The organism is Nocardia jiangsuensis, assembly GCF_042650385.1.
Classification (GTDB): Bacteria; Actinomycetota; Actinomycetes; order Mycobacteriales; family Mycobacteriaceae; genus Nocardia; species Nocardia jiangsuensis.
The window spans coordinates 475,199-501,591 of sequence record NZ_JBHSAX010000014.1 but is presented as its reverse complement, the minus strand read 5'-3'; the positions used below and the strand labels follow the sequence as shown (position 1 = coordinate 501,591).

General features: G+C 71.8%; 26 protein-coding genes. 14 read left to right on the top strand and 12 right to left on the bottom strand.

The genetic code is table 11. The features are described 5' to 3' along the window. Positions 1-726, top strand: a complete 726-nt coding sequence (locus ACFO0B_RS16720) for an amino acid ABC transporter ATP-binding protein (RefSeq protein ID WP_378613387.1) — start codon at positions 1-3, stop codon at positions 724-726. Here ACFO0B_RS16720 and ACFO0B_RS16715 read toward each other — a convergent pair. The 4 genes from ACFO0B_RS16715 to ACFO0B_RS16700 all read right to left on the bottom strand — a co-directional run bounded on the left by ACFO0B_RS16715 (position 714) and on the right by ACFO0B_RS16700 (position 5,926). Continuing rightward, on the bottom strand, positions 714-1,958 hold the full coding sequence (locus ACFO0B_RS16715; RefSeq protein ID WP_378613385.1) for a CHAT domain-containing protein: 1,245 nt from the start codon (positions 1,956-1,958) through the stop codon (positions 714-716). The two genes, ACFO0B_RS16720 and ACFO0B_RS16715, sit on opposite strands and share 13 nt — an antisense overlap. Then, positions 1,955-3,454, bottom strand: coding sequence for a tetratricopeptide repeat protein (locus tag ACFO0B_RS16710; protein ID WP_378613384.1), 1,500 nt, complete (start codon positions 3,452-3,454; stop codon positions 1,955-1,957). The genes ACFO0B_RS16715 and ACFO0B_RS16710 overlap by 4 nt, the downstream gene beginning before the upstream one ends. Positions 3,455-3,623: 169 nt before the next feature. After that, entirely contained in the window at positions 3,624-4,571 is a 948-nt protein-coding gene (locus ACFO0B_RS16705; RefSeq protein WP_378613383.1) for a hypothetical protein, read from the bottom strand. Next, positions 4,571-5,926 (bottom strand): hypothetical protein, encoded by a 1,356-nt coding sequence (locus ACFO0B_RS16700; protein ID WP_378613382.1) that lies wholly within the window; start codon positions 5,924-5,926, stop codon positions 4,571-4,573. Before ACFO0B_RS16700 ends, ACFO0B_RS16705 begins: the two co-directional genes overlap by 1 nt. Before the next feature lie 118 nt (positions 5,927-6,044). On the opposite strand from ACFO0B_RS16700, the gene ACFO0B_RS16695 reads away from it, so the two are divergent. Together ACFO0B_RS16695 and ACFO0B_RS16690 are read left to right on the top strand one after the other, a co-directional pair. After that, a complete protein-coding gene (locus ACFO0B_RS16695; RefSeq protein ID WP_378613829.1) occupies positions 6,045-6,848 on the top strand; it encodes a hypothetical protein in 804 nt (267 codons plus the stop codon). A gap of 93 nt (positions 6,849-6,941) precedes the next feature. Further along, entirely contained in the window at positions 6,942-9,005 is a 2,064-nt protein-coding gene (locus tag ACFO0B_RS16690) for a PhoX family protein (RefSeq protein WP_378613381.1), read from the top strand. Positions 9,006-9,039: 34 nt separating this feature from the next. On the opposite strand, the gene ggh is transcribed toward ACFO0B_RS16690, so the two are convergent. Beyond that, positions 9,040-10,377 (bottom strand): glucosylglycerate hydrolase, encoded by a 1,338-nt coding sequence (gene ggh, locus ACFO0B_RS16685; protein WP_378613380.1) that lies wholly within the window; start codon positions 10,375-10,377, stop codon positions 9,040-9,042. A 116-nt stretch (positions 10,378-10,493) separates the two neighbouring features. Between ggh and ACFO0B_RS16680 the strand changes: the two genes are divergently transcribed. Further along, the gene (locus ACFO0B_RS16680) at positions 10,494-11,177 is read left to right on the top strand and encodes an SDR family oxidoreductase (RefSeq protein WP_378613379.1); all 684 of its coding nucleotides are present in this window, start codon (positions 10,494-10,496) and stop codon (positions 11,175-11,177) included. 9 nt (positions 11,178-11,186) lie between these two features. Further along, a complete protein-coding gene (gene cutA / locus ACFO0B_RS16675; protein WP_378613378.1) occupies positions 11,187-11,528 on the top strand; it encodes a divalent-cation tolerance protein CutA in 342 nt (113 codons plus the stop codon). Between the two features lie 3 nt (positions 11,529-11,531). Here the strand turns inward: cutA and leuS are convergent, their stop codons facing one another. Continuing rightward, a complete protein-coding gene (gene leuS, locus ACFO0B_RS16670) occupies positions 11,532-14,366 on the bottom strand; it encodes a leucine--tRNA ligase (protein ID WP_378613377.1) in 2,835 nt (944 codons plus the stop codon). Between the two features lie 163 nt (positions 14,367-14,529). Between leuS and ACFO0B_RS16665 the strand changes: the two genes are divergently transcribed. After that, positions 14,530-14,931, top strand: a complete 402-nt coding sequence (locus ACFO0B_RS16665) for an SdpI family protein (protein WP_378613376.1) — start codon at positions 14,530-14,532, stop codon at positions 14,929-14,931. Positions 14,932-15,172: 241 nt separating this feature from the next. Here ACFO0B_RS16665 and ACFO0B_RS16660 read toward each other — a convergent pair whose 3' ends face one another. After that, entirely contained in the window at positions 15,173-15,544 is a 372-nt protein-coding gene (locus ACFO0B_RS16660; protein WP_378613375.1) for a hypothetical protein, read from the bottom strand. Between the two features lie 77 nt (positions 15,545-15,621). Here ACFO0B_RS16660 and ACFO0B_RS16655 point away from each other — a divergent pair, with 77 nt between their 5' ends. Genes ACFO0B_RS16655 through ACFO0B_RS16645 form a run of 3 tightly spaced genes read left to right on the top strand, consistent with a single transcriptional unit; the run spans position 15,622 to position 17,672 of the window. Continuing rightward, on the top strand, positions 15,622-16,518 hold the full coding sequence (locus ACFO0B_RS16655; RefSeq protein ID WP_378613374.1) for a TIGR04222 domain-containing membrane protein: 897 nt from the start codon (positions 15,622-15,624) through the stop codon (positions 16,516-16,518). 3 nt (positions 16,519-16,521) lie between these two features. After that, a complete protein-coding gene (locus tag ACFO0B_RS16650) occupies positions 16,522-17,361 on the top strand; it encodes a DUF692 domain-containing protein (protein ID WP_378613373.1) in 840 nt (279 codons plus the stop codon). Then, positions 17,358-17,672, top strand: coding sequence for a hypothetical protein (locus ACFO0B_RS16645; RefSeq protein ID WP_378613372.1), 315 nt, complete (start codon positions 17,358-17,360; stop codon positions 17,670-17,672). Before ACFO0B_RS16650 ends, ACFO0B_RS16645 begins: the two co-directional genes overlap by 4 nt. Positions 17,673-17,684: 12 nt before the next feature. Here the strand turns inward: ACFO0B_RS16645 and ACFO0B_RS16640 are convergent, their stop codons facing one another. From ACFO0B_RS16640 to ACFO0B_RS16625, 4 genes are read right to left on the bottom strand one after another with little or no spacing between them, the layout of a single operon-like run. After that, positions 17,685-18,704, bottom strand: coding sequence for a pyridoxal phosphate-dependent aminotransferase (locus ACFO0B_RS16640; protein WP_378613828.1), 1,020 nt, complete (start codon positions 18,702-18,704; stop codon positions 17,685-17,687). Between the two features lie 8 nt (positions 18,705-18,712). Next, the gene (locus tag ACFO0B_RS16635; RefSeq protein ID WP_378613371.1) at positions 18,713-19,726 is read right to left on the bottom strand and encodes a 3-oxoacyl-ACP synthase III family protein; all 1,014 of its coding nucleotides are present in this window, start codon (positions 19,724-19,726) and stop codon (positions 18,713-18,715) included. Further along, complete coding sequence (locus ACFO0B_RS16630; RefSeq protein WP_378613370.1) at positions 19,723-20,367, bottom strand: SRPBCC family protein; 645 nt, start codon at positions 20,365-20,367, stop codon at positions 19,723-19,725. The genes ACFO0B_RS16635 and ACFO0B_RS16630 overlap by 4 nt, the downstream gene beginning before the upstream one ends. Next, positions 20,364-22,031, bottom strand: a complete 1,668-nt coding sequence (locus ACFO0B_RS16625; RefSeq protein ID WP_378613369.1) for a thiamine pyrophosphate-binding protein — start codon at positions 22,029-22,031, stop codon at positions 20,364-20,366. The genes ACFO0B_RS16630 and ACFO0B_RS16625 overlap by 4 nt, the downstream gene beginning before the upstream one ends. A 185-nt stretch (positions 22,032-22,216) precedes the next feature. On the opposite strand from ACFO0B_RS16625, the gene ACFO0B_RS16620 reads away from it, so the two are divergent. From ACFO0B_RS16620 to ACFO0B_RS16610, 3 genes are all read left to right on the top strand, one after another. Continuing rightward, positions 22,217-22,732: an EXLDI protein gene (locus ACFO0B_RS16620; RefSeq protein ID WP_378613368.1), complete on the top strand. Its 516-nt coding sequence runs from the start codon at positions 22,217-22,219 to the stop codon at positions 22,730-22,732. 83 nt (positions 22,733-22,815) lie between these two features. Further along, positions 22,816-23,766, top strand: a complete 951-nt coding sequence (locus ACFO0B_RS16615; protein WP_378613367.1) for an ATP-binding cassette domain-containing protein — start codon at positions 22,816-22,818, stop codon at positions 23,764-23,766. Continuing rightward, positions 23,763-24,548 (top strand): ABC transporter permease, encoded by a 786-nt coding sequence (locus ACFO0B_RS16610; protein WP_378613366.1) that lies wholly within the window; start codon positions 23,763-23,765, stop codon positions 24,546-24,548. Before ACFO0B_RS16615 ends, ACFO0B_RS16610 begins: the two co-directional genes overlap by 4 nt. Positions 24,549-24,757: 209 nt before the next feature. Here the strand turns inward: ACFO0B_RS16610 and ACFO0B_RS16605 are convergent, their stop codons facing one another. Next, positions 24,758-24,967 carry a hypothetical protein gene (locus ACFO0B_RS16605; protein WP_378613365.1) on the bottom strand — a complete coding sequence of 70 codons (210 nt, stop codon included), beginning with the start codon at positions 24,965-24,967 and terminating at the stop codon, positions 24,758-24,760. A gap of 132 nt (positions 24,968-25,099) precedes the next feature. Here ACFO0B_RS16605 and ACFO0B_RS16600 point away from each other — a divergent pair, with 132 nt between their 5' ends. Beyond that, positions 25,100-25,966, top strand: coding sequence for a helix-turn-helix domain-containing protein (locus ACFO0B_RS16600; RefSeq protein WP_378613364.1), 867 nt, complete (start codon positions 25,100-25,102; stop codon positions 25,964-25,966). After that, the gene (locus tag ACFO0B_RS16595; protein ID WP_378613363.1) at positions 25,963-26,154 is read left to right on the top strand and encodes a DUF397 domain-containing protein; all 192 of its coding nucleotides are present in this window, start codon (positions 25,963-25,965) and stop codon (positions 26,152-26,154) included. Before ACFO0B_RS16600 ends, ACFO0B_RS16595 begins: the two co-directional genes overlap by 4 nt. Positions 26,155-26,393: the final 239 nt, after the last annotated feature.

Sequence of the window (26,393 nt, the reverse complement as noted above, 5' to 3'; positions counted from 1 at the left end):
ATGAGTGCTTCGCTCACCGGCACCGGGCTGCACCTCACCCTCGGCCGCAACCACATCCTGCGCGGCGTCGACCTGCATGTCGACGCGGGCCGGACGGTCACCGTGATCGGGCCGTCCGGGTCGGGCAAGTCCACCCTGCTCCGGGTGCTGAACCGGCTGCACGAACCGGACAGCGGCGATCTGCTGCTGGACGGCAAGTCGGTGCTCGCCGAGGATCCGGACCGGCTGCGCCGCCGGATCGGCATGGTCTTCCAGCAGTTCAACCTGTTCCCGCACAAGTCGGTCGTCGACAATGTCGCGCTCGGCCCGCGCAAGCTCGGGGGGCTCTCCGCGGAGCGGGCCCGTGCGGTCGCCGTCGAGCAGCTGGAGCGGGTCGGGCTCGCCGACAAGGTCGACTCGCGGCCGGGCAACCTCTCCGGGGGGCAGCAGCAGCGCGTCGCCATCGCCCGCGCGCTGGCCATGGAGCCGGAGCTCATGCTCTTCGACGAGGCCACATCGGCGCTCGACCCGGAGCTGGTCAAGGGCGTGCTCGCGCTCATCGCCGAGCTCGCCTCCGGCGGCATGACCATGGTCGTCGTCACCCACGAGATGGGCTTCGCCCGCTCGGTCTCCGACACCGTCGTCTTCATGGACCGGGGCGTCGTCGTCGAGCACGGCGCCCCCGACGCCGTCTTCGACAATGCCGAGACCCCCCGCCTCCGCACCTTCCTCGATCAGGTGCTGTAGACCGTCGCCGGTGCCGCCCAGAGGACCGGGGCGGTGGCGGGCGAGGGGGTGGTGCGCCAGGCGGTGAGGCGGGTGCGCTGCCAGTCGGCGTGCGCGGCGACGGGGTCGGGGTGTTCGTGGGCGGTGTCGATGGCGCAGATGGTGTCCTGCAGGGGGGTTGCGGTGGCGGGGGCGCCGGCGAGGCGCTGGACGGCGAGGTCGGTGGGGAGCGGCCAGCGGCAGGCGGTGACGAGCTCGGCTCCGCCCGCGATCATGGCGGTGACCAGGCCGAGCGCCTCGCCGAAGCGGAGGTCGCCGCCGCTCTCGCAGGCGATCAGCGCGACTCGCGCCGGGATCGGCCAGAGCCGGGTGCCCGGCTGCGGGTCCGGGTCGCGGGTGTGCGAGCCGAGCAGCAGGTCCTTCGCGGTGAAGGGGCGGTGGGTGCGCAGCGGGGCGGCGAAGCCGGGGAGCTCGGCGGGGCAGGCGAGGTGCAGCGCGGCCTCCTCGCTGCGGCCGGACTCCGGTGCGGCGGCGGTGACGTGGCCGACGTAGAGCAGCCTGCTCGCGCCGGCGCGCAGCAGCTCGCCGAGCAGGTCGCGGTCGAGGTCGGTGCGGCGGAAGGCGTCGGCCGGGGTTGCGGCCGCCGGGGCGAGCCGGCCGGTCGCGGCGTATTCGGCGACTCGGCGGGCGACCGGCGTGGCCGGGTCGGGGCGGCCGAGTACCGAGCCGAGCGCGGAGTCGGCGCGGAAACCGGGGACGCGCGGGTCGAGCACGGCGACCACCGGCAGGGCGGGGTTCCACGGGCGCGGTTCGCGGGCGCGGACCACGCTCACCGGCGGCAGCAGGCTGAGGTCGGCGATCTCGATCAGCCGGATCGCCGGGTCGGGGGCGAGCAGCTCCCAGGGCACCTGCGCGACCCGCGGCGCGGGCTGGATGCGCAGGTGCGGGCGGATGCCGCTGGTCATGAGCTCGTGTAGCGCGACGGCGAGGTTGTACGGGAGGAAGGCGCGGGCGAGTTGCTCGGCGAGGTGCTGTTCGCGGTCGGGGTCGGCGAGCGCGCCCGCGGTGAGCGCGTTCTCGAGGCTGCCGGGGGTGGCGGGATCGGGCAGGGCGGCGGTGAGTTCGTCCAGTACCGCTCGGAGCTGCGCCTCGGGGACGACGCCGATTCCCGGTGCGGCGGTGTGGTTCTCCCAGCGCCACCAGAGGTAGAGGTCGCCGGCGTCGGCCATGCGGATGTGGGCGGTCGGGGTCATGCCTGGACCACCCGGCTGTCCCGCACCGGCCTGCCGTAGCGCTGCTCGGCGGCGGCGAGGTGCCCGGCCAGGGCGATCCGGCCGTCGGGCAGGGCGATCCGCGGCGGCGGGGCGACCGCGAGGCCGGCGGCGGCCGCGACCTCGGCGAGCGCGATGCCCAGCTCCACCGCGCCGCCCGCGGTGCGGGCACCGCCCGGCTCCTCCGGTGGATCGATCCAGGTCAGCGGGAGGGTGGGTGGTGTCGCGGTGCCGGTGGTCCGGTCCAGGTCGATGGTGGTTCCGGCGCAGCGGGTTTCGATCAGCTCGGCGATCAGCCTGCCATTGCCGGAGGCGTGGGCGAGGCGGAAGGCGACGCGTGCGGCCGGGTCGGCGATCTCGTCGTTCCAGCGGGCGCGCTGGGTGCCGTCCGGGAAGGTGAAGCGCACGGCGTCGAGGGCGAGGGCGGCGATCACCGCGAGGTCGGTGCCGCGGGCCAGGAGTGCCGGGTCCGGGTGGGACGCTTCGATCAACGCGGCGTGCCAGTAGTCGATCCGGGCGCAGCGGGTGGTCATGCCGCGCTCCGCGAAGGTCGAGAAGGCGTGCTCGAGGAGGGTTTCCGCCTCCGGGAGGCGGCCGGTGCGGGCGGCGACGGTCGCCAGCCGCACCCGGACCTCCGCGGCGTCGAGCACCGCGCCGGACGCCTCGAATCGGGCCAGTGCGCTCCGGTACGCCGCCTCCGCGCCGGCGAACTGCTCGGCGCCCTCGGCCAGGAATCCGCGCAGCTTGGCGCCGATTCCGGCTCGGTGTGCGAGCCCGGCCCGCTCGAAGTACTCCTGGCTGCGGCGGAGCGGCTCGGCTGCCTCGGTGGCACGGCCGCTGCGGGCGAGCATGATGGCGGTGTTCTGGTCGGTCTCGGCGCCGGCGTTGGGGTCGCCCGCCTCGGCGAAGGCGGCTCCGGCCTGGGCGGCGAAGTCGAGGGCGAGGTCGGTGCGGCCGGTCTCGAAGTGGGCGGCGGCGAGGTTCAGCAGGGGGTGCCCGGCCAGTTCGGGCGCGAATCGGACGGCGGCGTCCAAGGATTCGGTGGCGAGCTCCAGGGCGCGGGACCAGTGGTCGCGGTGGATGGCGACGGCGGTGCGGGAGAGCAGGCAGGCGGTTCGGACTCGACCGAGCTCCGGGTCGGTGCTGTCGATCAGCAGGGCGTTGGCCTGGTCGAGCGAGGCTTCTGCGCCGTCCAGGTCGCCGAGATGTTGCTGAACCTGGGACAGGTTGATCAGGGCGTGCGGGCGCAGGCGGATCGCATCGGCGGGCATGAGGTCGAGTGCCGCGCGGAGCAGGGGGAGTGCCTCGGTGTGCTGCCCGAGTTCGTCGTACATGCTCGCAGCGTTGGTCAGGGCGGCGAGCCGGATCGTTTCGTCCGGTCCGGTGCTCGCCTCGCGGAAGATTCGCAGCGCCTCGGTGACGTCGCCCCGGCCGTACGCCGCGGCCCCCGCCGCCAGCAGCGACCGGCCTGCCTCCACCGCGTCGCCTTCCGGTTCGGCGGGTGTGCGCGCCCGTTCGAGCGGACCTCCCTCGGGTTTCCCCCAGCCGCCCCCGCCTGCGGAGCCGCGGCTCGGGTTGGCCGCTACCGCCGTTTCCCCCGGGCTGCCGACCGAGCCCGAGGCAACGCCGGCGCGGGCTTCGCCGGGATCAGAAGTCGGAGTCATCGGCCGCGGCGGCGCTCTCGGCGCGCAGGAGGGAACCGGCCCCGGACAACCGGGCGCGGGCGAACTCCCGCACCCGGACCCGATCCGCCGCCGAATCCGGCTGCGCCGAACCGACTCCGGGAACGAAGAGCTCCGGCTCCGCGACCTCCGGCGTGGCGAGCGTGGCGACCCAGCGATCGGCCGCCGCGTCGAGCGGAGCGCGCAGCTCCCCGACCCGGACCCAGGGCCGCAGGTGCGCGGGCACGAGCACCGGCACCGTCCGCGGCGCAGCGACCACATCGACGCGCAGCACCCCCGACCCGCCCTGCCGCACCGACTCCCAGGTCAGCGCCTGCTCGGAGGCATCGACGACCCCGGGCGGGCAGCGATGCCAGGCCCACCCGGTGCTGCCGCGCCGCAGCACCATCCCCGCCCGCACCCCGTCCCCGGCGGCCAGCGCGTAGTCCTCCGCACGCGCGGTCACCTCGACCACCGCCGCGGCGACCGCGTCGGCACCGTCCACCAGCGCATCGCAGGCGGCGGTCAACTCGGCGATCTCGGCGTCCAGCAGCCCGGGGTCGAGCGCGGCGATCCCGTCCAGCGTGGACGCGGGCCACCAGCGAGCGGCCCAGTGCGCGTACGCGAGCCGCCGAGCGGCCTCGGCCTGCCCGGGATCGGCCGGTTCGGCGTCCAGCGGCCCGTCGGCGCCGTCGGCCACAGCGACCGCCACCGCCTCACCACAGAGCGCCCAGAGCCAGTCCTGCGCGGCCACCGGATCATCGAGCACTGCCGCCGGAACCACGCTGTCACCGAACAGATCCCAGGTCAGATGCCCACCCGACACCTCGAGCACCAGCACCCCGACCCCCGGCGCCGGATCGAGCACGGTGGGCGCCCCGACGGGAGCGAGCACGGTCAACCCGTCGACCCTGCGCACATCGACGGTCGCCATCAGCCCGCCCGCTGTGCCGGGGTCTCCAGCTCGGCGCGCGCGCTGAGCATCTGCTTCACCCGCATCCGGTGATCGAGCATGACCGAGCGGGCGACGCCGTCGAGCAGATCCCACAGCTCGTCCGGGTCGTACACCGGCGCTGCACGCACATCCCGCCCGTGCAACCGCACCCAGAGCCTGCGCAGGTACGGCCGCCACGGCCGGGACAGATCGGCGGCGATGGCCGCGAGCGGCTCGGCGTCGGGGCCGGGCGCACCGGCCACCGAGAGCCGCCTGGCCGCGAGCACGTACGCCTCGCGCTGCCAGCGCCCGTTCACGATCCGGTGCGCGGCGGTGGCGTCCGGCTCGGTGCCCGGCGTCCCGTCCGGCGCCGGCCTGGTCGCCCCGGCCGGGGCGAGCCCGAGCGCGAGCGCGATCCCGGCGGTGGCGGTGAGCCGCAGCGATTCGTCGAGCAGCGCCAGCGGCGCGCAGCTGCGGGCGACCTCGGCGGCGACCAGCTCCGGCACGGTCGGCAGGTCGGCGCGCTCGGTGCCGCCCTGCAGCACGGTGAAGACCCGCTCGTACACCGTCCGGTCGAGGGGCAGCCCGAGCTGCGCGGTCGCGGCCGAGCTGCCGACCGCGGGCTGCTGCGGCACCGGGCGCGCGGTGAACCCGAGCTCGGCGGCGGTCCAGCCGGTGACCACCTGCCAGAGCTCGATCCCCGCGTGCGTGCCCGCGTGCGCGTCGAGCAGGTCGTCGAAGGTCGCCAGGCCGTTGTCGGCGCCGTCGGTGAGCCGGGCGGCGGCGCAGGCGTCGAGCAGGGCGTGCAGCGCGGCGGCGTGGCCGGGGGTCGGCTCGTCGGTGAGCGGGCGGCGGGCCCACGCCGTCGCGAGCAGCGCGGCGACCTCGGCGGCGCGTGCCGGATCGGTGAGGTGCGCGCGGAGCACGGCGACCGTGCGGCCCGCCGGATTGTCGTGGATCTCGCGCAGCGCGGCCTCGGCGGCGGGCCGGTCGCGCAGCGGCTCCGGGGCGCCCCTGGTGGCGGCCAGTTCGAAGCAGCGCTGGAAGTAGAGGTCCTGCGGGTTGCCCTCGGTGATCTTCGAGGCCCGGCGCACCTGCTTGAGCAGGGTGAACCAGGCGGCGGTCGCGCGCAGATCGTCGGCGGCGGCGTGCAGCCGCGCGGTGAGCAGGGCGATGCCGTCGGCGTCGAGCACCGGGCCCGCGCAGGCCGGGTACTGCACCGGCCGGATCACCAGCGGGTCGAGCACCAGTTTCACGGTGCGGCGCAGCGGCCCGCCCCGGGGACCGCTGAGCGGCGCCAATCCGTCGAGCCCGCGCCATACCTCGTCGAGCACAGCGGCCCGGGGTCGTCGCATCGCACCAGGTTAGCGCCTTGCCCCCGGCGAAAGCTGGGATCGGTAGGCCGGATAGCCCTCCTACCTTCATCTCATCGGCCAACCCCGCACTCCGCCAACCGGAAAGACCACCATGAACATCAAGACCATCGCCCGCGCCGTCGCCGCCGCCTTCCTGGTCGTCGCCTTCGGCTACTACCTGCTGCACGGCCTCACCTACGACGGCCCCACCGAGTACGGCCAGGACATCCTGGCCTGGGTCGGCCCGCAGATGGCGCTGCCCATCATCGCGCTGACCGTCACCCCGATCGTCTTCGCCTTCACCGGCGACGGCATCCTCTCCGCGCTCACCGGCAACAACTCGGCCGAGTACCGCAACGCCGGGGTCGGGCTCGGCACCGTGCGGGCGGTCCGGCACACCGGCGTGACCCTGAACCACCAGCCCCAGCTGCGCATCGACCTGAGCGTCGAGGGCGCCGACGGCAAGGTCTTCCCCTCGGTGGCGAAGCTGGTCGTCCCGCAGCACCGGATGGCCATGCTCCGCCCCGGCGTGGTGCTGCCGGTCCGCTACCTGCCGCACCGCACCGACAAGGTCGAGGTCGACCTCTCCGGTGACCAGCGCGCGGCGCAGAATGCCATGAACGAGGCGATGCTGCGCAAGGGCTTCACCACCCGCGGCAAACTCGACATCGCCGAGCGCGGCATCGCCGCCCAGGCCGTGGTGCAGACGCTCGCGGTGCCCGGCGAGATCCGCGACGGCCACACCAGGGTGGTGCTCGGGCTGGTGGTCACCCGCCCGGACGGCAGCACCTTCACCACCCGCACCGAGAAGTACGTGCCGCCGACCGCGGTCGGGCAGGTGCAGGTCGGCCGGATCCTCCGGGCGCACTACCTGCCGCAGGACGAGAGCGAGGTGGTCATCGCCATCCCGCTCAGCGCATGACGGCCACCGCCGCCCCCACCTGTTCACCTCGCCGTCGATTCCCCCTGGGGAACATCGTCTACCGTGCGGCCGACGCCGATATCAGGAGCCGCCGTGACCCCGAAACCGCTCACCCTCTTCACCGCGCACGACGGCCGGTCCGCGCGCGCCCGCGTGACCTGCGAATACAAGTGCGCCAATGCCTGCTTCCACCCGGCCCCGAACACCTCGGACGGCGCCTACTTCGGCGATATCGTCAGCTCCCTGAACCGGCGCGGCGTGCTCAGGGGCGGCGCGGCCGCGGTGCTCGCGGTCGGCGCGGCGAGCGCGCTCGCGGCCTGCGGCGCCGACGGCGGCTCCACCGAGACCTCGAAGGCCGCCGCCGCGTCGGACGGGACCGGAACCACCTTCACCGCCGTCGCGCCGAACACCGACGACGCCGTGCGGGTCCCGGAAGGCTACGAGCAGTCCGTCGTGATCCGCTGGGGCGACCCGATCTTCGCCGACGCCCCCGCCTTCGACTTCGACCGGCAGACCGCCGCCGCGCAGGAGAGGCAGTTCGGCTACAACAACGACTTCGCGGCGCTGCTGCCGATCGAGGGCCAGGCCAACACCTTCCTGCTCGTGGTGAACCACGAGTACACCACCGGCCCGCACATGTTCCGCGGCTACGACCCGAAGAACCCCACCGACGAGCAGATCGCCATCAGCATGGCCGCGCACGGCCTCACGGTGGTCGAGGTCAAGGGCGAGAGCGGCTCCGGCAAGCTGACCCCCGCCTTCGGCCGGTACAACCGCCGGATCACCGCGAACACCGAATTCCTGCTCACCGGCCCCGCCGCGGGCAGCGACTTCGTGAAGACCGCCGCCGACCCGGCGGGCACCAAGGTCTTCGGCACCTTCGCCAACTGCGCGGGCGGCACCACCCCGTGGGGCACCGTGCTCTCCGGCGAGGAGAACTTCCACGGCTACTTCGCCAACGCGCAGGCCGTCACCGACGCCACCGCCGCCGCCAGGCTGAAGCGCTACGGCTTCGCCGAGGGCGCGAGCACCAATGTCTGGGAGCGCACCGACAAGCGCTTCGACCTGGCGCAGGAACCGAACGAGGCCAACCGCTTCGGCTACGTCGTCGAGGTCGACCCGTGGGACGCCGCCTCGGTGCCGGTCAAGCACTCCGCCATGGGCAGGCTCAAGCACGAGGGCGCCAGCATCTACGTGACCGCCGACGGCGCCGTCGTCTCCTACACCGGCGACGACGAGCGCTTCGACTACATGTACAAGTTCGTCTCCGCCAAGAAGGTGCAGTCCGGCACCGGCGCCTCGGCCATGCGGCACAACATGACCATCCTGGACGAGGGCACGCTCTACGTCGCCAAGCTCACCGGCGACCACGCCGCGCAGATCGACGGCACCGGCAAACTTCCCGCGCCGCAGGGCTTCACCGGAACCGGCGAGTGGATCCCGCTGCTGGAGACCGGCCCCGACGGCAAGGGCACCTCGAAGGTCGACGGCATGAGCGCCGCCGAGGTCGCCGTCTTCACCCGGCTGGCCGCGGACAGGGTCGGCGCCACCAAGATGGACCGCCCGGAGGATTTCGAAGCCAACCCGGTCACCGGCAAGGTCTACGTCGCGCTGACCAACAACGACAACAGGGGCAAGGACGGCAAGGCCGCCGCCGACGAGGCCAACCCGCGCAACCTGAACAAGAACGGCCAGGTCCTCGAGCTCGACGACGACCACACCGGCACCCGCTTCAGCTGGTCGCTGCTGCTCGTCTGCGGTGACCCGAACGCCGCCGACACCTACTACGGCGGCTTCGACAAGTCCGAGGTCAGCCCGATCTCCTGCCCCGACAACCTGGCCTTCGACCAGTACGGCAACCTCTGGATCTCCACCGACGGCAATGCCCTGAAGGCCAACGACGGCCTCTTCGCGGTGGTGCTCGACGGCGACCGGCGCGGCGAGACCAAGCAGTTCCTCACCGTCCCGAAGGGCGCCGAGACCTGCGGCCCCGTCGTCACCGAATCCCGGGTCCTGGTCTGCGTCCAGCACCCCGGCGAGGAGGACGACGCCTCCGCCGACAACCCGGCCTCGCACTGGCCCGACGGTGGAACCACGCAGCCGCGGCCCTCCGTCGTCGTCGCCTGGAAGAGTGGTCAGGGCCGGATCGGCGTCTGAACACGCGCACCCGGCCCCGCCGCGGGGCCGGGTGTCAGCCCAGCCAGTCCAGCACCGACGCCGCGGTCCAGGACTGCTGCATACTGCCCAGCGGCGCCCCGGTGAACGGCTCGTAGTACTCCGCGAAACTCCCGTCGCCTGCCTGCCGCAACCCCTCCGCGCGCAGGGTGAGCGACCGCTCCGCCCACCCGCGGCGGGCGAAGACCCAGGAGAAGAGCCAGCTCATGACCGGCCAGATCGGGCCGCGCCAGTACTCGCGCGGCCGGAAGTCCCTGGCGACCGGGGAGGTCGACGGCGGGAGGGCGTAGCGCAGGTCGGGGTGGCCGCAGAAGCGCGGGCCCTCGAAGAGCTTGAGCAGCGCGCGCTCGGTGTCGCGCGGCAGCCCGCCGCAGAGCAGCGGGGCGAACATGGCCAGCGTCTCGGTGTCGATCCAGCGGCCGAGCCGGACGTCGAAGTCGCGGGCGGCACCGCTGCGCGCGTCGGTGGTGGCGAGCACGCCGGTGCGGAAGTGCTCGGCCCAGCCGTGCAGCTCCCTGACGTCGGCGTGCGGCTGCTTGTACTCCTCGCCGATATCGGCGAGCACGTCGCAGGCGAGCGCGAAGATCGCGGTGACGAAGACGTCCTCGACCGCGAAGCTCATGGTGGAGGCGAGCTGGTAGTCGTCGTAGCCGGAGCGGCGCATCTGCTCGACCAGCCACAGGTAGCGGTCGTACTCGCGGTCCGACGGCCGCTGCGTCGGGTCGCTCACCACGAGCACGTCCTCGCGGTGGTAGGCGGGGAGGTCGCCGGGGACGACGTTGGCGTAGGCGCGGTCCCAGCGCGGCGAGTTGTCCATTCCGGATTCCCAGCCGTGGTAGAGCGTGATCCGGCCGGTCTGCTTGGGGTCGCGGGCGTGGGCGAGCCAGCGGTGCCAGCGCACCAGATCCCCCCAGCGCCGGTTCAGGAACTCGTCGGCGGCGGCCCTGGTGCTGCGGCCGTGCCTGCGCGAGTGGTCGAGGATGCGCTGCAGCGCGATGGCGTGCACCGGCGGCTGGGTGATGCCGGAGGTGTCCGGGCCGTCCGGAGCATTGGCGGCGAGTCTGCGGCACTCCCAGCGGGCCGGGCCGGGGAAGTAGCCGTCGACGCCGTTGGCGAAGACGATGTGCGGGATCATCCCGTTCTTCCACTGCGCGGAGAGCAGCGTGTCGAGTTCGATCACCGCCCGCTCCACGCTGAGCGGGGCGAGCCCGACCGCGACGAAGGCCGCGTCCCAGCTCCACATGTGCGGGTAGAGCCGGGGCGCCGCGCTGGTCATGGTGCCCAGGTCGTTGCCGCGCAGCAGGTAGGCGGCGCGGGCCGCGAGCTGGGTCGGCGTGAAACCGGGGTGCTGCATCTGTTCATTCTGCGGCGACTCCGGTGGTTTCGCCTGTTCAGTACAGGGTGGTATGGACCACCCGGGAGTGTCGGGAGCCACTCGGAGCTCGTGGACCTGCCGCTACCGTTGGGCGCATGACCGCGAAACCCGTCGCCCTCGTCACCGGAGCCGCCCGCGGGCTCGGCGCCGCCATCGCCCGTGAGCTCGCGCCGACGCACCGGCTGCTGCTCGGCGCGCGGAGCCTGCCCTCGCTCACCGACGTGCTCGCGGAGATCCCGGATGCCACCGGCTGGCCGGTGGAGCTCACCGACTACGCCGCCGTCGCCGCCGCGACCGCGCCCATCGAGCGGCTCGACGTGCTGGTACACAACGCCGGCATCGCCGACATCGACACCGTCGAGAACTCCACCGTCGACCAGTGGCGGCGCACGCTGGAGGCCAACCTGATCGCGGTCGCCGAGCTCACCCGGCTGCTGCTCCCCGCCCTGCGCGCAGCCAACGGCCATGTACTGCTGATCAACTCCGGCGCCGGCCTGCGCGCCCACCCGGGCTGGGCCTCCTACGCGGCCAGCAAGTTCGGCCTCCGCGCCTTCGGCGATTCGCTGCGCCAGGAGGAGCCGCTGCTCCGGGTCACCTCCATCCACCCCGGCCGGATCGACACCGACATGCAGCGCGAACTCGTCGCGGGTGAGGGCCGCGAGTACGACCCGGCCGAATTCCTCACCCCCGCGACGGTCGCGCGCACCGTGCGCACCGCCATCGAGACCCCGCGCGACGCGCACCCCACCGAGCTCGTCATCCGCCCGTACGGCCGCTGAGAGGAACCCATGTCCGTCGACGAAGAACTGGTCAGCGTCAGCATCACCGCCGCCGACGCCGGCTGGCTCGCCGGCTTCACCCGCCGCCTGCTCGCCGACCGCCTCGTGGCCTGCGGCAACCTGCAACCCGCCGTCCGCAGCCTGTACCGCTGGGATGGCGCGATCGCCGACGAGCCCGAAGCGCTCGTCACCCTGCACACCCGCCGCGCGCACGTGCAGGAGATCATCGTCCGCGCCGACGCCGAGCACCCCTACGACACCCCGCAGGTCGTCGCGGTGCCGGTGGCGGTCGTGCACCCCGGCTACCGCGACTGGGTGCTCGCCGAGACCGAGCCCGGCGTCGTCGAGTAGCGGCTACCGGACGATGTTCACCAGACGCCCGGGCACGACGATGAGCTTGCGCGGCGCCGCCCCCTCGAGCAGGGCGGCGATCTTCTCGTCGGCGAGCGCGGCGGCCTCGATGGCGGCGTTGTCGGCGTCGGCCGGGACCTGAATCCGGCTGCGCACCTTGCCGTTCACCTGGATCGGGTACTCCACCGACTCCTCGACCAGCAGCGCCGGGTCGGCGGCGGGGAAGGGGCCGGTGCTCAGGGAGGCGGTGTGGCCGAGGCGTTCCCAGAGCTCCTCCGCGATGTGCGGGGCCATCGGGGCGAGCATGAGCACCACCGGCTCGACCACCGAGCGCGGCGCACCGTCCGGGTACGCCTTGGTGAGGTGGTTGGTCAGCTCGATGAGCTTCGCGCCCGCGGTGTTGTCCCGCATGGCGGCGTAGTCCTCGTCGACGCCGGCGATCGTGCGGTGCAGCACGCGCAGCGTCTCCGCGGTGGGCTCGGCGTCGGTGACCCGGACCGCGCCGGACTCCTCGTCCACCACCAGCCGCCAGACCCGCTGCAGGAAGCGGTGCGCGCCGACGACGTCCTTGGTCGCCCACGGGCGCGAGGTGTCGAGCGGGCCCATCGCCATCTCGTAGAAGCGGAAGGTGTCGGCGCCGTACAGGTCGCACATCTCGTCCGGCGAGACGGCGTTCTTCAGCGACTTGCCGATCTTGCCGTACTCCTGGAACACCCGCTGCTCGTGCCAGAAGAACTGGCCGTCGCGCTCGACCACCTCGGCCGCGGGCACGTACGCGCCGCGCTCGTCGGTGTAGGCGTGCGCCTGGATGTAGCCCTGGTTGAACAGCTTCCGGTACGGCTCGCTGCCGGAGACGTCGCCCAGGTCGAAGAGGACCTTCTGCCAGAACCGCGCGTACAGCAGGTGCAGCACCGCGTGCTCGACGCCGCCGACGTACAGGTCGACGCCGCCCGGGTCGGCCGCGCCGCGCGGGCCGAGCCAGTACGCCTCGTTCTCCGGCGCGCAGAACGCCTCGGTGTTCGTCGGGTCCGCGTAGCGCAGCTGGTACCAGGAGCTTCCCGCCCAGTTCGGCATGACGTTGGTATCGCGGCGGTACTTCTCGAGACCGTCGCCCAGGTCCAGCTCGACCTCGACCCAGTCGGTGGCCTTGGCCAGCGGCGGCGACGGCTCGGAGCTCGCGTCGTCCGGATCGAAGGTGACCGGCGCGAAATCCTCCAGCTCCGGCAGCCGCACCGGCAGCATGGACTCCGGCAGCGGGTGCGGCGCGCCGTCCTCGTCGTAGACGATGGGGAAGGGCTCGCCCCAGTACCGCTGCCTGGCGAAGAGCCAGTCGCGGAGCTTGTACTGGACGGTCCCGGTGCCCGCGCCGACCGTCTCCAGCCTGGCGATCGCGGTGGCCTTGGCCTCCTCGACCTCCAGCCCGTCCAGGAAGCCCGAGTTGACCAGCTTCCCCTCGCCGGTGTGCGCGGCGGCGGTGACGTCGCCGCCCGCGATCACCTCGACGATCGGCAGCTCGAGCGCGGTCGCGAAATCCCAGTCGCGCTGATCGTGGCCGGGCACCGCCATGATGGCGCCGGTGCCGTAGCCGCTCAGCACGTAGTCGGCGACGAAGATCGGCACCGCCGCGTCGTTCACCGGGTTGATCGCGTAGGTGCCGAGGAAGACGCCGGTCTTCTCCCGGTTCTCCTGGCGCTCCAGATCCGACTTGGCGGCGATCGCGGCGCGGTAGGCGGCGACCGCCGCGCGCGGGTTCGCGGCCCCGCCGTTGGTCCAGCGCTCGTTGGTGTCGGCGGGCCACTGCTCGGCGGTGAGCGCGTCGACCAGCTCGTGCTCCGGTGCCAGCACCACGTAGGTGGCGCCGAACAGGGTGTCCGGGCGGGTGGTGAAGACCTCGATGAAACCGGCCTCGGTGCCGAACTTCACCTGTGCGCCGCGGGATCGGCCGATCCAGTTGCGCTGCATGGTCTTGACGTTCTCCGGCCAGTCCAGGCCGTCCAGATCGTCGACGAGCCGGTCGGAATAGGCGGTGATCCGCATCATCCACTGCCACAGCCGCTTGCGGAACACCGGGAAGTTGCCGCGCTCGCTGCGGCCGTCCGCGGTGACCTCCTCGTTGGAGAGCACGGTGCCGAGCCCGGGGCACCAGTTCACCACCGAATCGGTCTGGTAGACCAGGCGGTACGAGTCGAGCACGGCATTGCGTTCCGCGGCCCGCAGCTCGCTCCACGGCCGGCCGTCCGGGGTCGGGCGGGCGCCGTCGGCGAACTGCGCGACCAGGTCGGCGATCGGCCGGGCCCGGTTCGCCTCCTGGTCGTACCAGGCGTTGTAGATGCGCAGGAAGATCCACTGCGTCCAGCGGTAGTACTCGGGGTCGGTGGTGGCGAAGGAGCGGCGCCGGTCGTGGCCGAGGCCCAGCCGGTCCAGCTGGCGCTGCATGATCGCGATGTTCGCCTCGGTGGTCACCCGCGGGTGCGTCCCGGTCTGCACCGCGAACTGCTCGGCGGGCAGGCCGAAGGCGTCGTAGCCGAGCGCGTGCAGCACATTGCGGCCGCGCATGCGGTGGTAGCGGGCGAAGACGTCGGTGGCGATGTAGCCGAGCGGGTGCCCGACGTGCAGCCCGGCGCCGGACGGGTACGGGAACATGTCCTGCACGAACAGCTTGTCGGCCGGGGTCTCGCCTGCGAGCGGACCGACCGGGTTCGGCGCGTGGAAGGTCCCGCGCTCGGTCCAGGTCTGCTGCCAGCGGCGCTCGATGCGCCCCGCGAGCTCGGCGCTGTACCGATGCCGCGGGCCGTCCTTCTCGGTGCCACCGCTCTCGGTCGCCCGCGTGTCATCCACCGCTCAGCCTTCCTTCTTGTTCGTCCGGAACCCGGTTATCAGGGTAGAACGTGGCCCCGCACATCTCGAACACGATCCGATCGGCAGGATCTGCGCTGGTAGCGGGGGTCACACCGGACGATGCCCGCGCGGGTGCGCAGGGCCCGTGAGATAACCTACTCGGGTGTTCGTCGTCGCTCTCCTCCTGTTCGCCGCGGCCGCCGTCGCCGTCGCGACCGGCCTGCTCGGGCTGACCGGGCGGCTGCCGCGCAACCGCTTCGTCGGCGTGCACACCGAGGCCGCGCTCACCGACGACACCACCTTCCGGCTCGCCAACCGCGTCGCCGCCCCCACCTCCGTCGCCGCGGGCTTCCTGCTCTTCGCCGGTGGGCTCGTCGCGCTCGCCGTGGGCGGGTTCGTCGCGCTGATCGTCGCCGCCGTGGTCGGGGTGGTCGCGGTCTTCACGCTCGGGGCCGGCGCCACCGCCGCGGAGCGGGCGGTCGAGCCGCTGGTCCCCGAGCCGGTCGGCGGGTGCGGGAGTGCATGCGGAGCCTGCTCCCTGCGCTCGGCCTGCGAACCGGCGTAGGAGGCCGGAGAAGTTCCGTGATCAACCCCGGGGGGATGAGTGGGGAGTGGCGCGCCGGCGCGGGGCAGCATGGCCCGATTCCGACCGGATGCTGCCGGAGGTGTTTCCGGCCGTCGACCACATTCATCGGTTCAATCCGAAGTCGGACGACGCCCGACTGGTTCTGCTCGGCGCCTGAACCGGCGGGGTCGAAACCCGGGTCTCCGCACACGATGGTGCGCTTCACCTTCAGCAGGTGCCGTTAGTCCAGCGGGTCGACGTGCCGGGAGAGCGGGGCTCCCGGTGGGTTGCGGTAGAGCACCCAGATGGTGACCGGCTCCGAACCGGAGTTGCGGGCCACGTGCGGGTACCGCGGGCCGCTGGGTTCGCGGAAGACGCGCCGGCGGGGATAGCGGATGGGGGTGCGGCGGGCGTCGGGGTGGTCGAGGGTGCCGCGGGTGACGAGGACGAGCAGGGTGCCGTCATGGTAGTGCCAGCCGCTGCTGCCGCCGGGGTCGATGACCGTCTGGCGGAGGACGAACTCGCGGCCGCCGAGGGTCCGGCGGAACCATTCGCGGCTGGCGGTGCCGTGCGCGGGCGCGGGGTTGGGGCGCAACGGGGGAGATTTCGCCATGGGTTCATGGAACCATCTGGCGCGCGCCGCCGCCGAGCTCGATAATCAGGCGAAACGCGGCGAATCGTGAGGTGGAGATGAGCGTGCTCGACACGGCGGCGGACACCTGGGGGATCTCCGGGCCGGACTTTCTCCTGCTGTACATCCCGGTCGCGATCGCGGCGGTGGTCGCGGCGATCTGGCTGCGCCGCGGGGTGATGCGGCGGGACGAGGTGAAGCCGCGGCTGGAGAAGCCGGGGGCGGAGCTGAGTGCGCCGGAACTCGGGTTGCTGATCGACGACAACCGGCCGGTGCTCGCGGCGCTCGCGCTGCTGCGCGCCGAGAACCTGATCGGCTCGGACGGCACGCCCGCACGGGCCATCACGGCGGGTGATCGGAGCAGGCTGGATCCGTTCACCGGGGCGGTGTACGACCGGATCGCGGCCGGTACGCCGGTCAAGGTCGCGGTGCTGGCCGTGGCGGTGGCGCCGGATCTGAAGTTGCTTCGCGCCGGGCTGGTCGAGCGCGGGTACATGCCGCACCCCGCGTTCCGGCGGGAGCTGCGGGACGCGGCGATGCCGGTGCTGATCGTCTGGCTGCTCGGGCTGGTGCGGTTCATCGCCGGAATCGTGAACGGGAACGGCGTCGGCTTCCTGCTCGCCCTGCTGATCACGCTCGCGTTCGTCGGGTTCATGCTGATCCGGGTGCCGCGGGTGACCGCGCTCGGCCGCGCGGCGACCACGGAGGCGGTGATCGCCAACGGATACCTGCGGCCGCAGAACGCGCCTTCCTACGAGACGTACGGGTTGCACACCGCCGCGCTCGGTGCGGCGCTCTTCGGTGGCGCGGCGCTGCTCACCTTCGATGCCGGGCTGGCGGGCGCGGCGGAGCCGCCCGCCTCGTCGTCGGGCTGGGACAGCGGGGGCAGTGGCGGAGACAGCGGCAGTAGCTGCGGTGGCGGAGGAGGTTGCGGAGGCGGCGGTTGCGGTGGGTGACCGGTGAAAGCCGTCCTGCCGGGGCGGTCGCTGGGGATCGGGTGGCGGCCGGAGATCTGCGGGTTGGTCGCCGGGCTGCCGGGGCTCGGGTTCTGCGAGGTGATCGCGGAGACGGTCGCACACGGGGTGCCGGACGAGCTCGCCGCGCTGCGTGACCGCGGTATTCCGGTGGTGCCGCACGGGGTCTCGCTCTCGCTCGGCGGTGCGGAGCCGGTCCTGCCGGAGCGGGTGGCGCATCTGGCCCGGAGCGCGCGGGAACTGAACGCGCCCCTGGTGAGCGAACACGTGTCGTTCGTTCGAGCGAACGGGCTGGAAGCGGGCCACCTGCTTCCCGTGCCGCGCACGCGGGCGGCGCTCGACGCACTCACGCGGAACACCGCGCGCACCGCGGCCGAGCTGCCGGTTCCACTGGCGCTGGAGAACATCACCAGCCACTTCGACTGGCCAGAGGACGAATTCACCGAGTCGGAATTCCTGACCGAACTCGTCGAGCGGACCGGCGTCCACCTCCTGCTCGATATCGCCAACGTGTACGCCAACGCCCGCAACCGCGCCCGCGACCCGCGCACCGAACTGCACCGGCTGCCCGCCGAGCGGATCGCCTACTGCCACATCGCCGGCGGACACGAGCTGGACGGGCGCTACCACGACACCCACACCGCCGCGGTCCCGGCGGCGGTGCTCGAGCTGGTCGGCGAGTTCGCCACCGACCGTGACGTCCCGCTCATGCTGGAGCGCGACGGAAACTACCCGCCCGCGGCCGAGTTGCTCGCCGAGCTGGACGCCATCGCCGACGTCACCGGCCGGACGCGGATCACCGGAGCTGTCGGAGTCCGGCGGTGAGTAGCGACCTCCCCGACCTCGCCACCCGCCAGGCGGAACTCATCCGAGCCCTGGTCGCCGGCGGCCCGCCCCCATCCGGCTTCGCCCCGGACGACCTCACCGCCACCGCCACCGCCCTGCTCCGCAAACGGGCGGGCCTGGTGGCCAAGCGCTACCCCCTGCTCGCCCAGCAGTGCGGCCCCGACTTCCCGGACAAGTTCACCGCCTGGGCCCGCGGCCGCCCGTCCACCTCGGTGGCCGACGACGCCACGGCCTTCGCCGCGGCACACGGCCTCGCGCCGCGAACCGGCCGCCGCTGGTTCCGCCGCTGATCGAACGGCCGATCACTGCGGAATCCGCATGGCGCGCAACACCGCCCGCCCCGCCTCCGGATCGCCGACCGCGATCCGCGCACTCCCATCCGGGTAACACCGCGCCTTGATCCCCCGTCGCCGCAGCGCATTCGACGCACCGGGCCCCGGCAGGTAGAGGAAGTTGGCGTGACTCTCCGGCACCTCGATTCCCATCGAGTAGAGCGCCGCCCGCAGCAGATCCCGCTCCTCGGTGATCCGCCGAACCCGCGTACGTAACTCCTCGGCCGCGGCGTAGGAAGCAGCGACGGCGGCCCCGGCGGCGGCCCCGAGCCCGAACGGCAGCTGCTGAGTCCGCACCCGCCGCGCCAGCTCGATATCCCCGACGGCATAACCGATCCGCAACCCGGCCAGCCCGTACGCCTTGGAGAAGGTGCGCAGGACCAGCAGGTTCCGATACTCGGCGATGAGGTGGTGCAGGTCGGGCCGGTCCGCCCGATCCAGGAACTCGATATACGCCTCGTCGAGCAGCACCGTGACCCGGGCCGGAACCCGGGCCAGCAGCGCGTCCAACTCGGCAAGGGGAAGCACGGTCCCGGTGGGATTGTGCGGTCGGCACACCACAAGCAACCGGGTGTGCCGGTCGATCGCCCGACGCAGCGCCCTGACGTCCTGCCCACCACGGGCATCCAGGGGCACCGGCACCGCCCGCACCCCCGCCATCTCGGCCATGATCGGGTACCCGTCGAACGTGGGCGCGGCGAACACCATGCTCCGTCCGGGCTCCACCACGGCCCGCAGCACCTGCATGGCGACCCCGGTCGCCCCGGCCCCGACCACCACCTGGTCGGGATGCACCCGCAACTCCCCGGCGATCAACGCGGGCAGCTTCTCCGGCAGGAACTCCGGATAGCGGTTCGCCGCGGCCAGCTCGCGGTGCACCGCCTCGAGCACCGAGGGCAGCGGCGGGAACGGGTTCTCGCTCAGGCTCAGGTCGAAGCGGCGGAGCTCGCTCAAGGTGCCGTCCCGCGGCGTGGTGTCACCGGGGTGGATCCGGACGCTCACCGCGCCGCGCCCCAGCGGACGGCGGCCGCGGCCGCGAAGTCGCCCGCGTGCGCGAAGGCGGAGAGCAGCACCGTCGAGCCGTTGCGCAGTCTGCCCGCCCGGTTCTCCTGGTCCAGCGTCACCGGGATGCCCGCGGCGAAGAGGTTGCCGCAGCGGTCGAAGGTGTCCGGGTGCCGTTCGGCCGGGAGCTCCAGCGCGTCGTGCCAGTTGCGCAGGAAGAGGCGGTTCGGCTGGTTGGTGACCAGGGTGTCGACCTCGCTGCTCTTGGCGCCGATCCGGTCGCAGACCGCGAACGCCACCTCCGGCACCAGCCGGTTGCCGCGCGCCAGCACCGCGGCCACCTTGGACTCGGAGAAGCGCACGCACGCCTGCCCGGCACCGGGCTCCCAGTAGCGGCGCTCGCTGCCGGTGGAGAACGCCATGTCACCCGCGAACTCCGGGTAGGTGCGGCACTCGGTGTCCAGGATGGGCGCGCTGTCGTCCCGGATCAGCAGCCCGACCCCGCAGCCGTCGCCCGGCACCGGCGCCTGCGGCATGCCCCGGATCTCGGACTGGGTGAACACCGGCCCCGCGCAGTTCTGCGCCGCCGCGACCAGCGCGGTCCGGCCGCCGCTCGCGCGCAGCAGGTTCGCGGCCAGCGCCATCATGTGGATGAAGGCCGCGCAGCCGCCGTTGTGCACGTCGAGCACGTGCTCCGGGCGGGCGTTCAGCCTGCGCGCGACCTCGGGGCCGCTGCCGAGCACCGGGTTGTCCGGCAGCTGGACGTGGGTGAGCAGCACGTCGATATCGCTGATCAGGTCGCGGCCGTGCCGTTCGATGAGCGGGGCGGTGGCGCGCTCGATCATGTCGACCGCGGTCTCGCCGGGTGCGATGTGGTGCCGGGCGGCGGGGGCGCGGAACATGACGTTGCGCGCCTGCCGCTCCGAGCGCGAGTACTGCGTGAAGTACTCGGTGCCGACCGGGTCGCCGGGCAGGTAGGAGGCGACGTCGACCAGGCTCACGGTGCTCATCGCATCCACTCCGGGGTCAGCGGGAGGCCGTTGGCGTAGCGGTATTCGCAGATGGCCTTGAGGTTGTCCAGTTCGAGCTGGTGGCCGGGGCCGAAGAGCGGCCAGAAGTCGCCGACCCAGCCCTCGCGCTCCTTCGGGCCCTTCTCCGGGAACGGGTTCTTCTCGTAGAAGGGGTGGTGACAGTTGGTCCAGAGCACCACCGAGCCGGGGCGGTCGAAGACCACCTGGGCGTCGACGACCCGCATGAGGTAGATCATCCACAGGTGTTCGCCCTGGTCCCAGGCGCAGTGGTAGTCGACGGTCATGGAGTCCGGGTAGGCGACGGTGCGGGCGTAGATCTCGGTGTCCTCGGCCAGCTTGTCCCAGGCCCGCCAGAGGCCGGGCTCGTCGGTCTCGGTGAAGCCGCGCAGGCTGTAGGTCCACTCGGCCAGTGACCGGGTGTGCGCGAGGTACTCGTACACCTCGCGCGGCGGGGCGTCGATGACGATGTGCACCGGGCAGAAGGTGCCGAACACCTCGTCGTGCGGGTACACCGAGCGCAATCGGTCGAGGATCACGGGTAGCGTCGCGTCCCGGTCCGAGTTCTCGACGCGCAGGACGCCGGGGATCACGGGGACGGGGATGTCGCTGAGAGCGGTCACGGGGTACTCCTGGAGGGGTTGGCGGAGAGGAACGGCAGGAACGGGGGGATCTCGTCGGGGTCGCAGGTCACGGCGACGAACGAGGGGCCGGGGGTGTCGAAGGCCGCGGGTAGCGCGGTGCTCAGGTCGGCTGTCGTGCGCACCGACCACGAGGGCAGGCCGGGGAACATGGCGCCCATGCCGTTGCCGAGCTCCGCGGGGCGGAAGCGGTTGAAGCTGTAGCGGTCGCCGTAGTAGAGCTGTTCGCGGGTCAGGCACATGCCGTGCGCGCTGTTGTCGAAGACGATGACGGTGAGGGGTAGGTCGAGCTGGACGGCGGTGTGGAACTCCATGCCGTGCATGTAGAAGGCGCCGTCGCCGGCGATCACGACGGTGCGCCTGCCGCGGGCCAGGCACGCGCCGATCGCCGCGCCGAAGGCGTAGCCCATGCCGCCCATGCCGAGGGCGACCACGAAGCGGCCGTCCTCGGGCACTCGCAGGTGGTGGACGACCGCGGCGCCGGTATTGCCCGCGTCGGCGAAGACGTCGCTGCCGGGTGGGAGCGCGGTGGTGATGGCGTCGACCACGGTGCGGTAGCGCAGGCCGGGGCCGGTGGAGGCTGGGACCTGCAGGCGGGTCGGGTTCACCGGCGCATCCGGAGTCGCCCCGTTCGTGTGTGCCGTCAGCGACGGTTCCAAAGCATCGGCGAGGGTGTTCAGGGTGTGCCGCAGGTCCGAGCTGTGCGCGTGCAGGGCGCGCGGGTGCGGCTCGCTGTGCCCGATCGACAGCACCGGCAGGCTGCTCAGGTCGAGCCCGGCCCCGGCCGGGCCGGGCAGCGCGCTGCCGACCAGCAGGCAGACGCTCGCCGCCGCGACCGCGGCACCGAGCCCCGGATGCCCCATGGTCCCCGCGACCCCGCGAAAACCGGGCGCACCCTGGTCGTAGACGTCCTTGGCGTCCGGCGCGACCCCGACCGCCGCGCCGAGCAGCAGAGCCAGCCTGGCCAGCTCCGCCCTGGCATCGTCCATCCCGACCTGCGCCCCGGCCAGCAGCAGCACGCCACCGGCCCCGCGCGCCGCCGCGAGCAGCGACCGCACCTCTGCCAGCCGGACCGTATCGTGCCGCGGCACCGCGACCGGTGGCGTCCACTCCGGCAGCTCGATCGATTCCTGCTGAATATCCTTGGGCAGCAACAGCACCGCGGGCAGTCCGCGCTGCAACGCGAGCGCGGCGCCGTCCAGGTGCCCCGGCAACTCGGCGGCGGCGCGCACCCGGGCGCAGTACCCCGTGATCGTGGCGAAGAGGCTCTCCGCATCGATGGTGCCCGCCAGCCCACTGGTGTCCTGGAAGGCGCCGTTCCCCTCCCCGGCCCGCGGCGGCTGCCCGACCAGGGCCAGCACCGGCACCCGCGAGGTGAACGATTCGGCAAGGCCGGGAACGAGATTCATCGCCCCACCCCCGGAGGTCGCCGCGACCACGCCGATCCCGGCCGAGGCCCGCGCGTACCCGTCGGCCATGGTGGCGGCGGAGAACTCGTGCTTGGCGACCACCGCGCGCACTGCACCGTCGGAGGCGAAAACGGCGTCGTAGATATCCTCGATATTGGCGCCGCCCACACCGAAGAGCTCCCTCGCTCCGAGCGCGGTGACGGCGCGGACCAGATGATCGGCTACTCGATCGGGCACTGGTTCCACCTCCTCCGGGGGCCGAAGTGCGAGCCCACCCAGGTCATCGCGGGCGACCGGCGCGGCGTTCACAGCCGCGCCCGATCGACCCTCGGGAGAAGACACGGGGTGCGGCTGCGGCCGGTTCACCCACCGCCGAAAATTCGGGGTTGCGTTCTACATATACATCTACGTATAGTCATTGCATGCCCAACAAGACGATCTACGTAGCGGACACCGACCTCCCGCTCTTCCAGCGGGCTCAGGAGCTGGTCGGCGGCAACCTCTCGGGTGCCGTCACCACGGCATTGCGCCGCTTCATCGAGCTGGAGGAGGGGCGGCTGGAGGGCTTCGAGGAGGTCGTGCTGCGGGTCGGGCACAACGGTGCGCGGCAGGTCCGGTTCTCCGGGGTGCTGCTCAGCGAGCTGAACGACATGGACGACGAGCGCGCGCTGCACGTCCGGGTATACCGCAGCCGCAAGGGCAAATTCGTCGCGCACACCCGCTACAGCGATTGGAATGAATACCCCACGGAAACCGGCTCACTCCGGGACTGGAAGAGCTGGCGCCGCATGCTCGGCATCGGCGAACTGGACTGGGGCGACTTCCGGTTGGAGATCGTCGACGACTTTCCCGAGCTGAAGGGCAAGATTCCGGACAAGCTCTACGAGCGCATCGCGGATATCGCCGGCCATCCCCAGGTGGAGGACCTCGACATCTGACCCGGCCCAACTGAGATCCCCCCCCCGGGGGGCGGTGTGTCCAAAACATGCACATATTCGTACCTATTGATGAAAGGAACGCCATGTCTTCGGCGATCACCGTGCGCGGACTGCGCAAGTCGTATGGCGAGCAGACCGTGCTCGACGGCATCGATCTCTCCGTCCCGGAGGGCACCATTTTCTCCCTGCTCGGCCCGAACGGCGCGGGCAAGACCACGACGGTGCAGATCCTCAGCACCCTCATCGACGCCGAGGACGGCATCGTCCAGGTGGCAGGGCACGACGTCGCGACCGAACGCACAGCGGTGCGCGGCGCCATCGGCGTCACCGGCCAGTTCTCGGCGGTAGACGAGCTGCTCACCGGCCGCGAGAACCTGCTCCTGATGGCCGACCTGCACCACCTGCCCCGCGCCGAGGGCAAGCGCCTCGCCGACGAGCTGCTCGCCCGCTTCGACCTGGTGGAGGCAGGCAGCCGCACCGCCGCCACCTACTCCGGCGGCATGACCCGCCGCCTCGACTTGGCCATGACCCTGGTCGGCGCCCCGCGCATCATCTTCCTGGACGAGCCCACCACCGGCCTCGACCCGCGCAGCCGCCGCTCCATGTGGCAGATCATCCGCTCCCTGGTCGACGACGACGGCGTCACCGTCTTCCTGACCACGCAGTACCTCGAGGAGGCGGACGAGCTCGCCGACCGGATCGCCGTGCTCGACCAGGGCCGCATCGTCGCCGAGGGCACCGCCGCCGAACTCAAGCGGCTGGTACCCGGCGGCCACATCCGCCTCCGTTTCACCGATCGTGCCGCGCTCGATCAGGCCGCCGCCGTCCTCGACGCCGCGCAGGAGGTCGCTGCGGAGGAGTTCACCCTCGCCGTACCGAGCGACGGCGGCGTCACCGCCCTGCGCGCTGTCCTCGACCGCCTCGACCTGCACGATCTCGAACCCGCCGGCCTCGCCGTGCACACCCCCAACCTGGACGACGTGTTCCTCTCCCTCACCGGGCACGCCGCCGACTCGAAGGAGACCGTCCGATGACCGCCGTGCTTTCCCGTCCGCAGCCCGCGCCGCTCGCTGACACCCTCACCATGCTGCGCCGGAACCTGCTGCACGCCAGGCGGTATCCGAGCATGGTCTTCGGCGTCATCGTGATGCCGGTGATCCTCATGCTGGTGTTCAACTACGTCTTCGGCGGCGCGTTGCAGCTCTCCTCCGGCGGCAAGTACATCGACTACCTGGCGCCCGGCATGCTCCTCATGATCCCGGCGTACATGACGGTGTCGGTCTGCGTCGCGGTCTGCACCGACACCACCAAGGGGATCGTGAACCGGTTCCGCACGATGGCCATCGCCCAGCCCGCCGTTCTCGCCGGCCACGTGCTCGGCACCCTCATTCAGTCGGCCCTCGGGCTGACCGGCATGGCGCTGGTGGCGTTGCTCATCGGCTGGCGGCCGGATGCGTCCGCGTTGGAGTGGGTGGCCGCCGCCGGGCTGCTCGGGCTGCTGGTCTTCTCGCTGACCTGGCTCGCGGTGGCCTGCGGACTGCTGGCCGCCAACCCGGAGGGCGCGAGCAACATGCTCTTCCCGGTGGTGCTGCTTCCCTTCCTCGGAAGTGGGCTGGTGGCGACGGAGACCATGCCGGTGGGCATGCGGCAGTTCGCCGAGTACCAGCCGTTCACGCCGATCACCGAGACGGTGCGCGGGCTGCTCATGGGCACCGAGATCGGCAACTCCTGGATCATCGCCCTCGCCTGGTGCGTCGGCATCGGAATCGTCGGCTTCCTCTGGTCCCGCTCGATCTTCGCCCGCCGCGGGCGCTGATCCTTATCGGATGGTCCTCGTCCAGCCAGCGGATCTTTTCGCTGGCTGGACGTTGTCGCGTCGCCAGATGGCAATGAACGTGGCGCGAAACCGCTGCACCTGATTCCACAGCTCGCCGTGATCCGGCCGGCCCATCGCGACCCAGAGCCGTTGAACTGCCTGGTACCGCTCGCGGGCGTCGTCCAGCGTGGGGTTCTCCACCGCGGGGTTCATCTGATCGACTCCACGCGATCGTCGGGATCGATCGAGAAGATCGCGCGCTCCATATCGGTCAGCGTTCCCTCGTCCAGAACCTCACCCCGCAGGTTCCGAAGTTCGAAGCCCCAGGGCGGGGATTTCCGATTGCGGACCTCCAGACCCCGCGCCGCGGCCCGGGCTCGCGCGGCCTGCAAACGGGCATCATGCACGCTCTCGCTCATTGCTCCAGCACACCACCGGCACCCTGATCCCGGAATCCTCATCGAATAATCCGGAGACAGGTAACTTGTTGCCGCAGAACAGAAACCGGCTTCCTGGGTTTGGAAACCCAGTACGGATTCAAAGGGGGAGCAGTGGGGGACAGCGGATCGACGTTGGCAGGGCGGCGGCTCGCCGCGTATCTACGCGACGCGCGGCAAGCCGTGAAGCTGACTATCGCGCAAGCCGCGATCGCCGCTGATATCAGCACATCGGTGCTGCAGCGACTCGAAACGGCGGAGAAGACGAGGTTGAAGGCGCGGGATCTGGATGCGCTGTGCCAGGTCTACGAGATGCCGGACGACAGAATCAAGGCAATGATCGGCTTGCTGCTGAAGGCCGGTGAGAAGAGCTGGTGGCACGCCTACGGCGATGTGATCCCAGCGAACTTCGACGTGTACATCGGCCTGGAGGCCGAAGCCCAGCAGATCGTGGTGTATCAACCGTCGATCGTGCCAGGACTGCTGCAGACCCCCGGCTACGCCCTCGCTCTACTGGAGAACGGCTTCCCGGACTGGTCGAACGAGGAGCGGCAACGCCTGCTCGCGCTCCGGATGGAGCGGCAGGTGCGGATCACTCGGCGGCACAGTCCGCTCGATCTGCTGGTGATTCTCAATGAGACGGTGCTCCGGTGCCGAGTCGGGAACAACGCCGTGATGGCCGCGCAACTCCGGCACCTCGCGGAGGTGGGCAAGCGGCCGAATATCTCGGTCTGCCTCCTGCCCTTTGCCGCGGGTGTGCCGATGGGCAGTCCGATCGGCCACTACGCGATGCTGGAGTTCGAGGACCCGGCCTCGCCGCCGGTGATTCTACTGGAGTCCTTCACCGGGAGCATGTATCTGGAGAAGCCGGGTGAAGTGTCCCAGTACGTCGACGTCACCCGTCGGTTACAACGACATACGCTGGGTGAGGAGGCGAGCAGAAGCCTGCTCCGGAAGTCGGTCGAGGAGTACGAGCAGTGAGCGAACTTCGCTGGTTCAAATCCAGTTATAGCAGCGACGGTGCCAACTGCGTGGAGGTCGCCTACCTGCCGGGTGGGAGGCTCGGTGTCCGGGACTCCAAGCACCCGGGTGTCGCGGCTCTGACGTTCTCGAGGTCGTCCTGGGTAGCCTTCGTAACCGGCATCTCGGTCGGCGAGTTCCAGGCGTAGCTCTACGACCGACGAACAGTCTGCGGCTACGCGGCCGGACAGTGACCGCAGCGCATTGCCGAAGGCAAGCTCGAACATCAGATCGACCTCGGCGGTTGGCCTTGCCCTTGGACGACGAAGCGAGTCGTGGTCGCTCGCCGATGCCTCGCCAGACAACGACGTGGGGACCTTCCGCGCGGTCGACCCGAGTCCAAAGGGCTCCGGGTGTGTACCGGATCCGCTGCGGCATCACCTTGCGA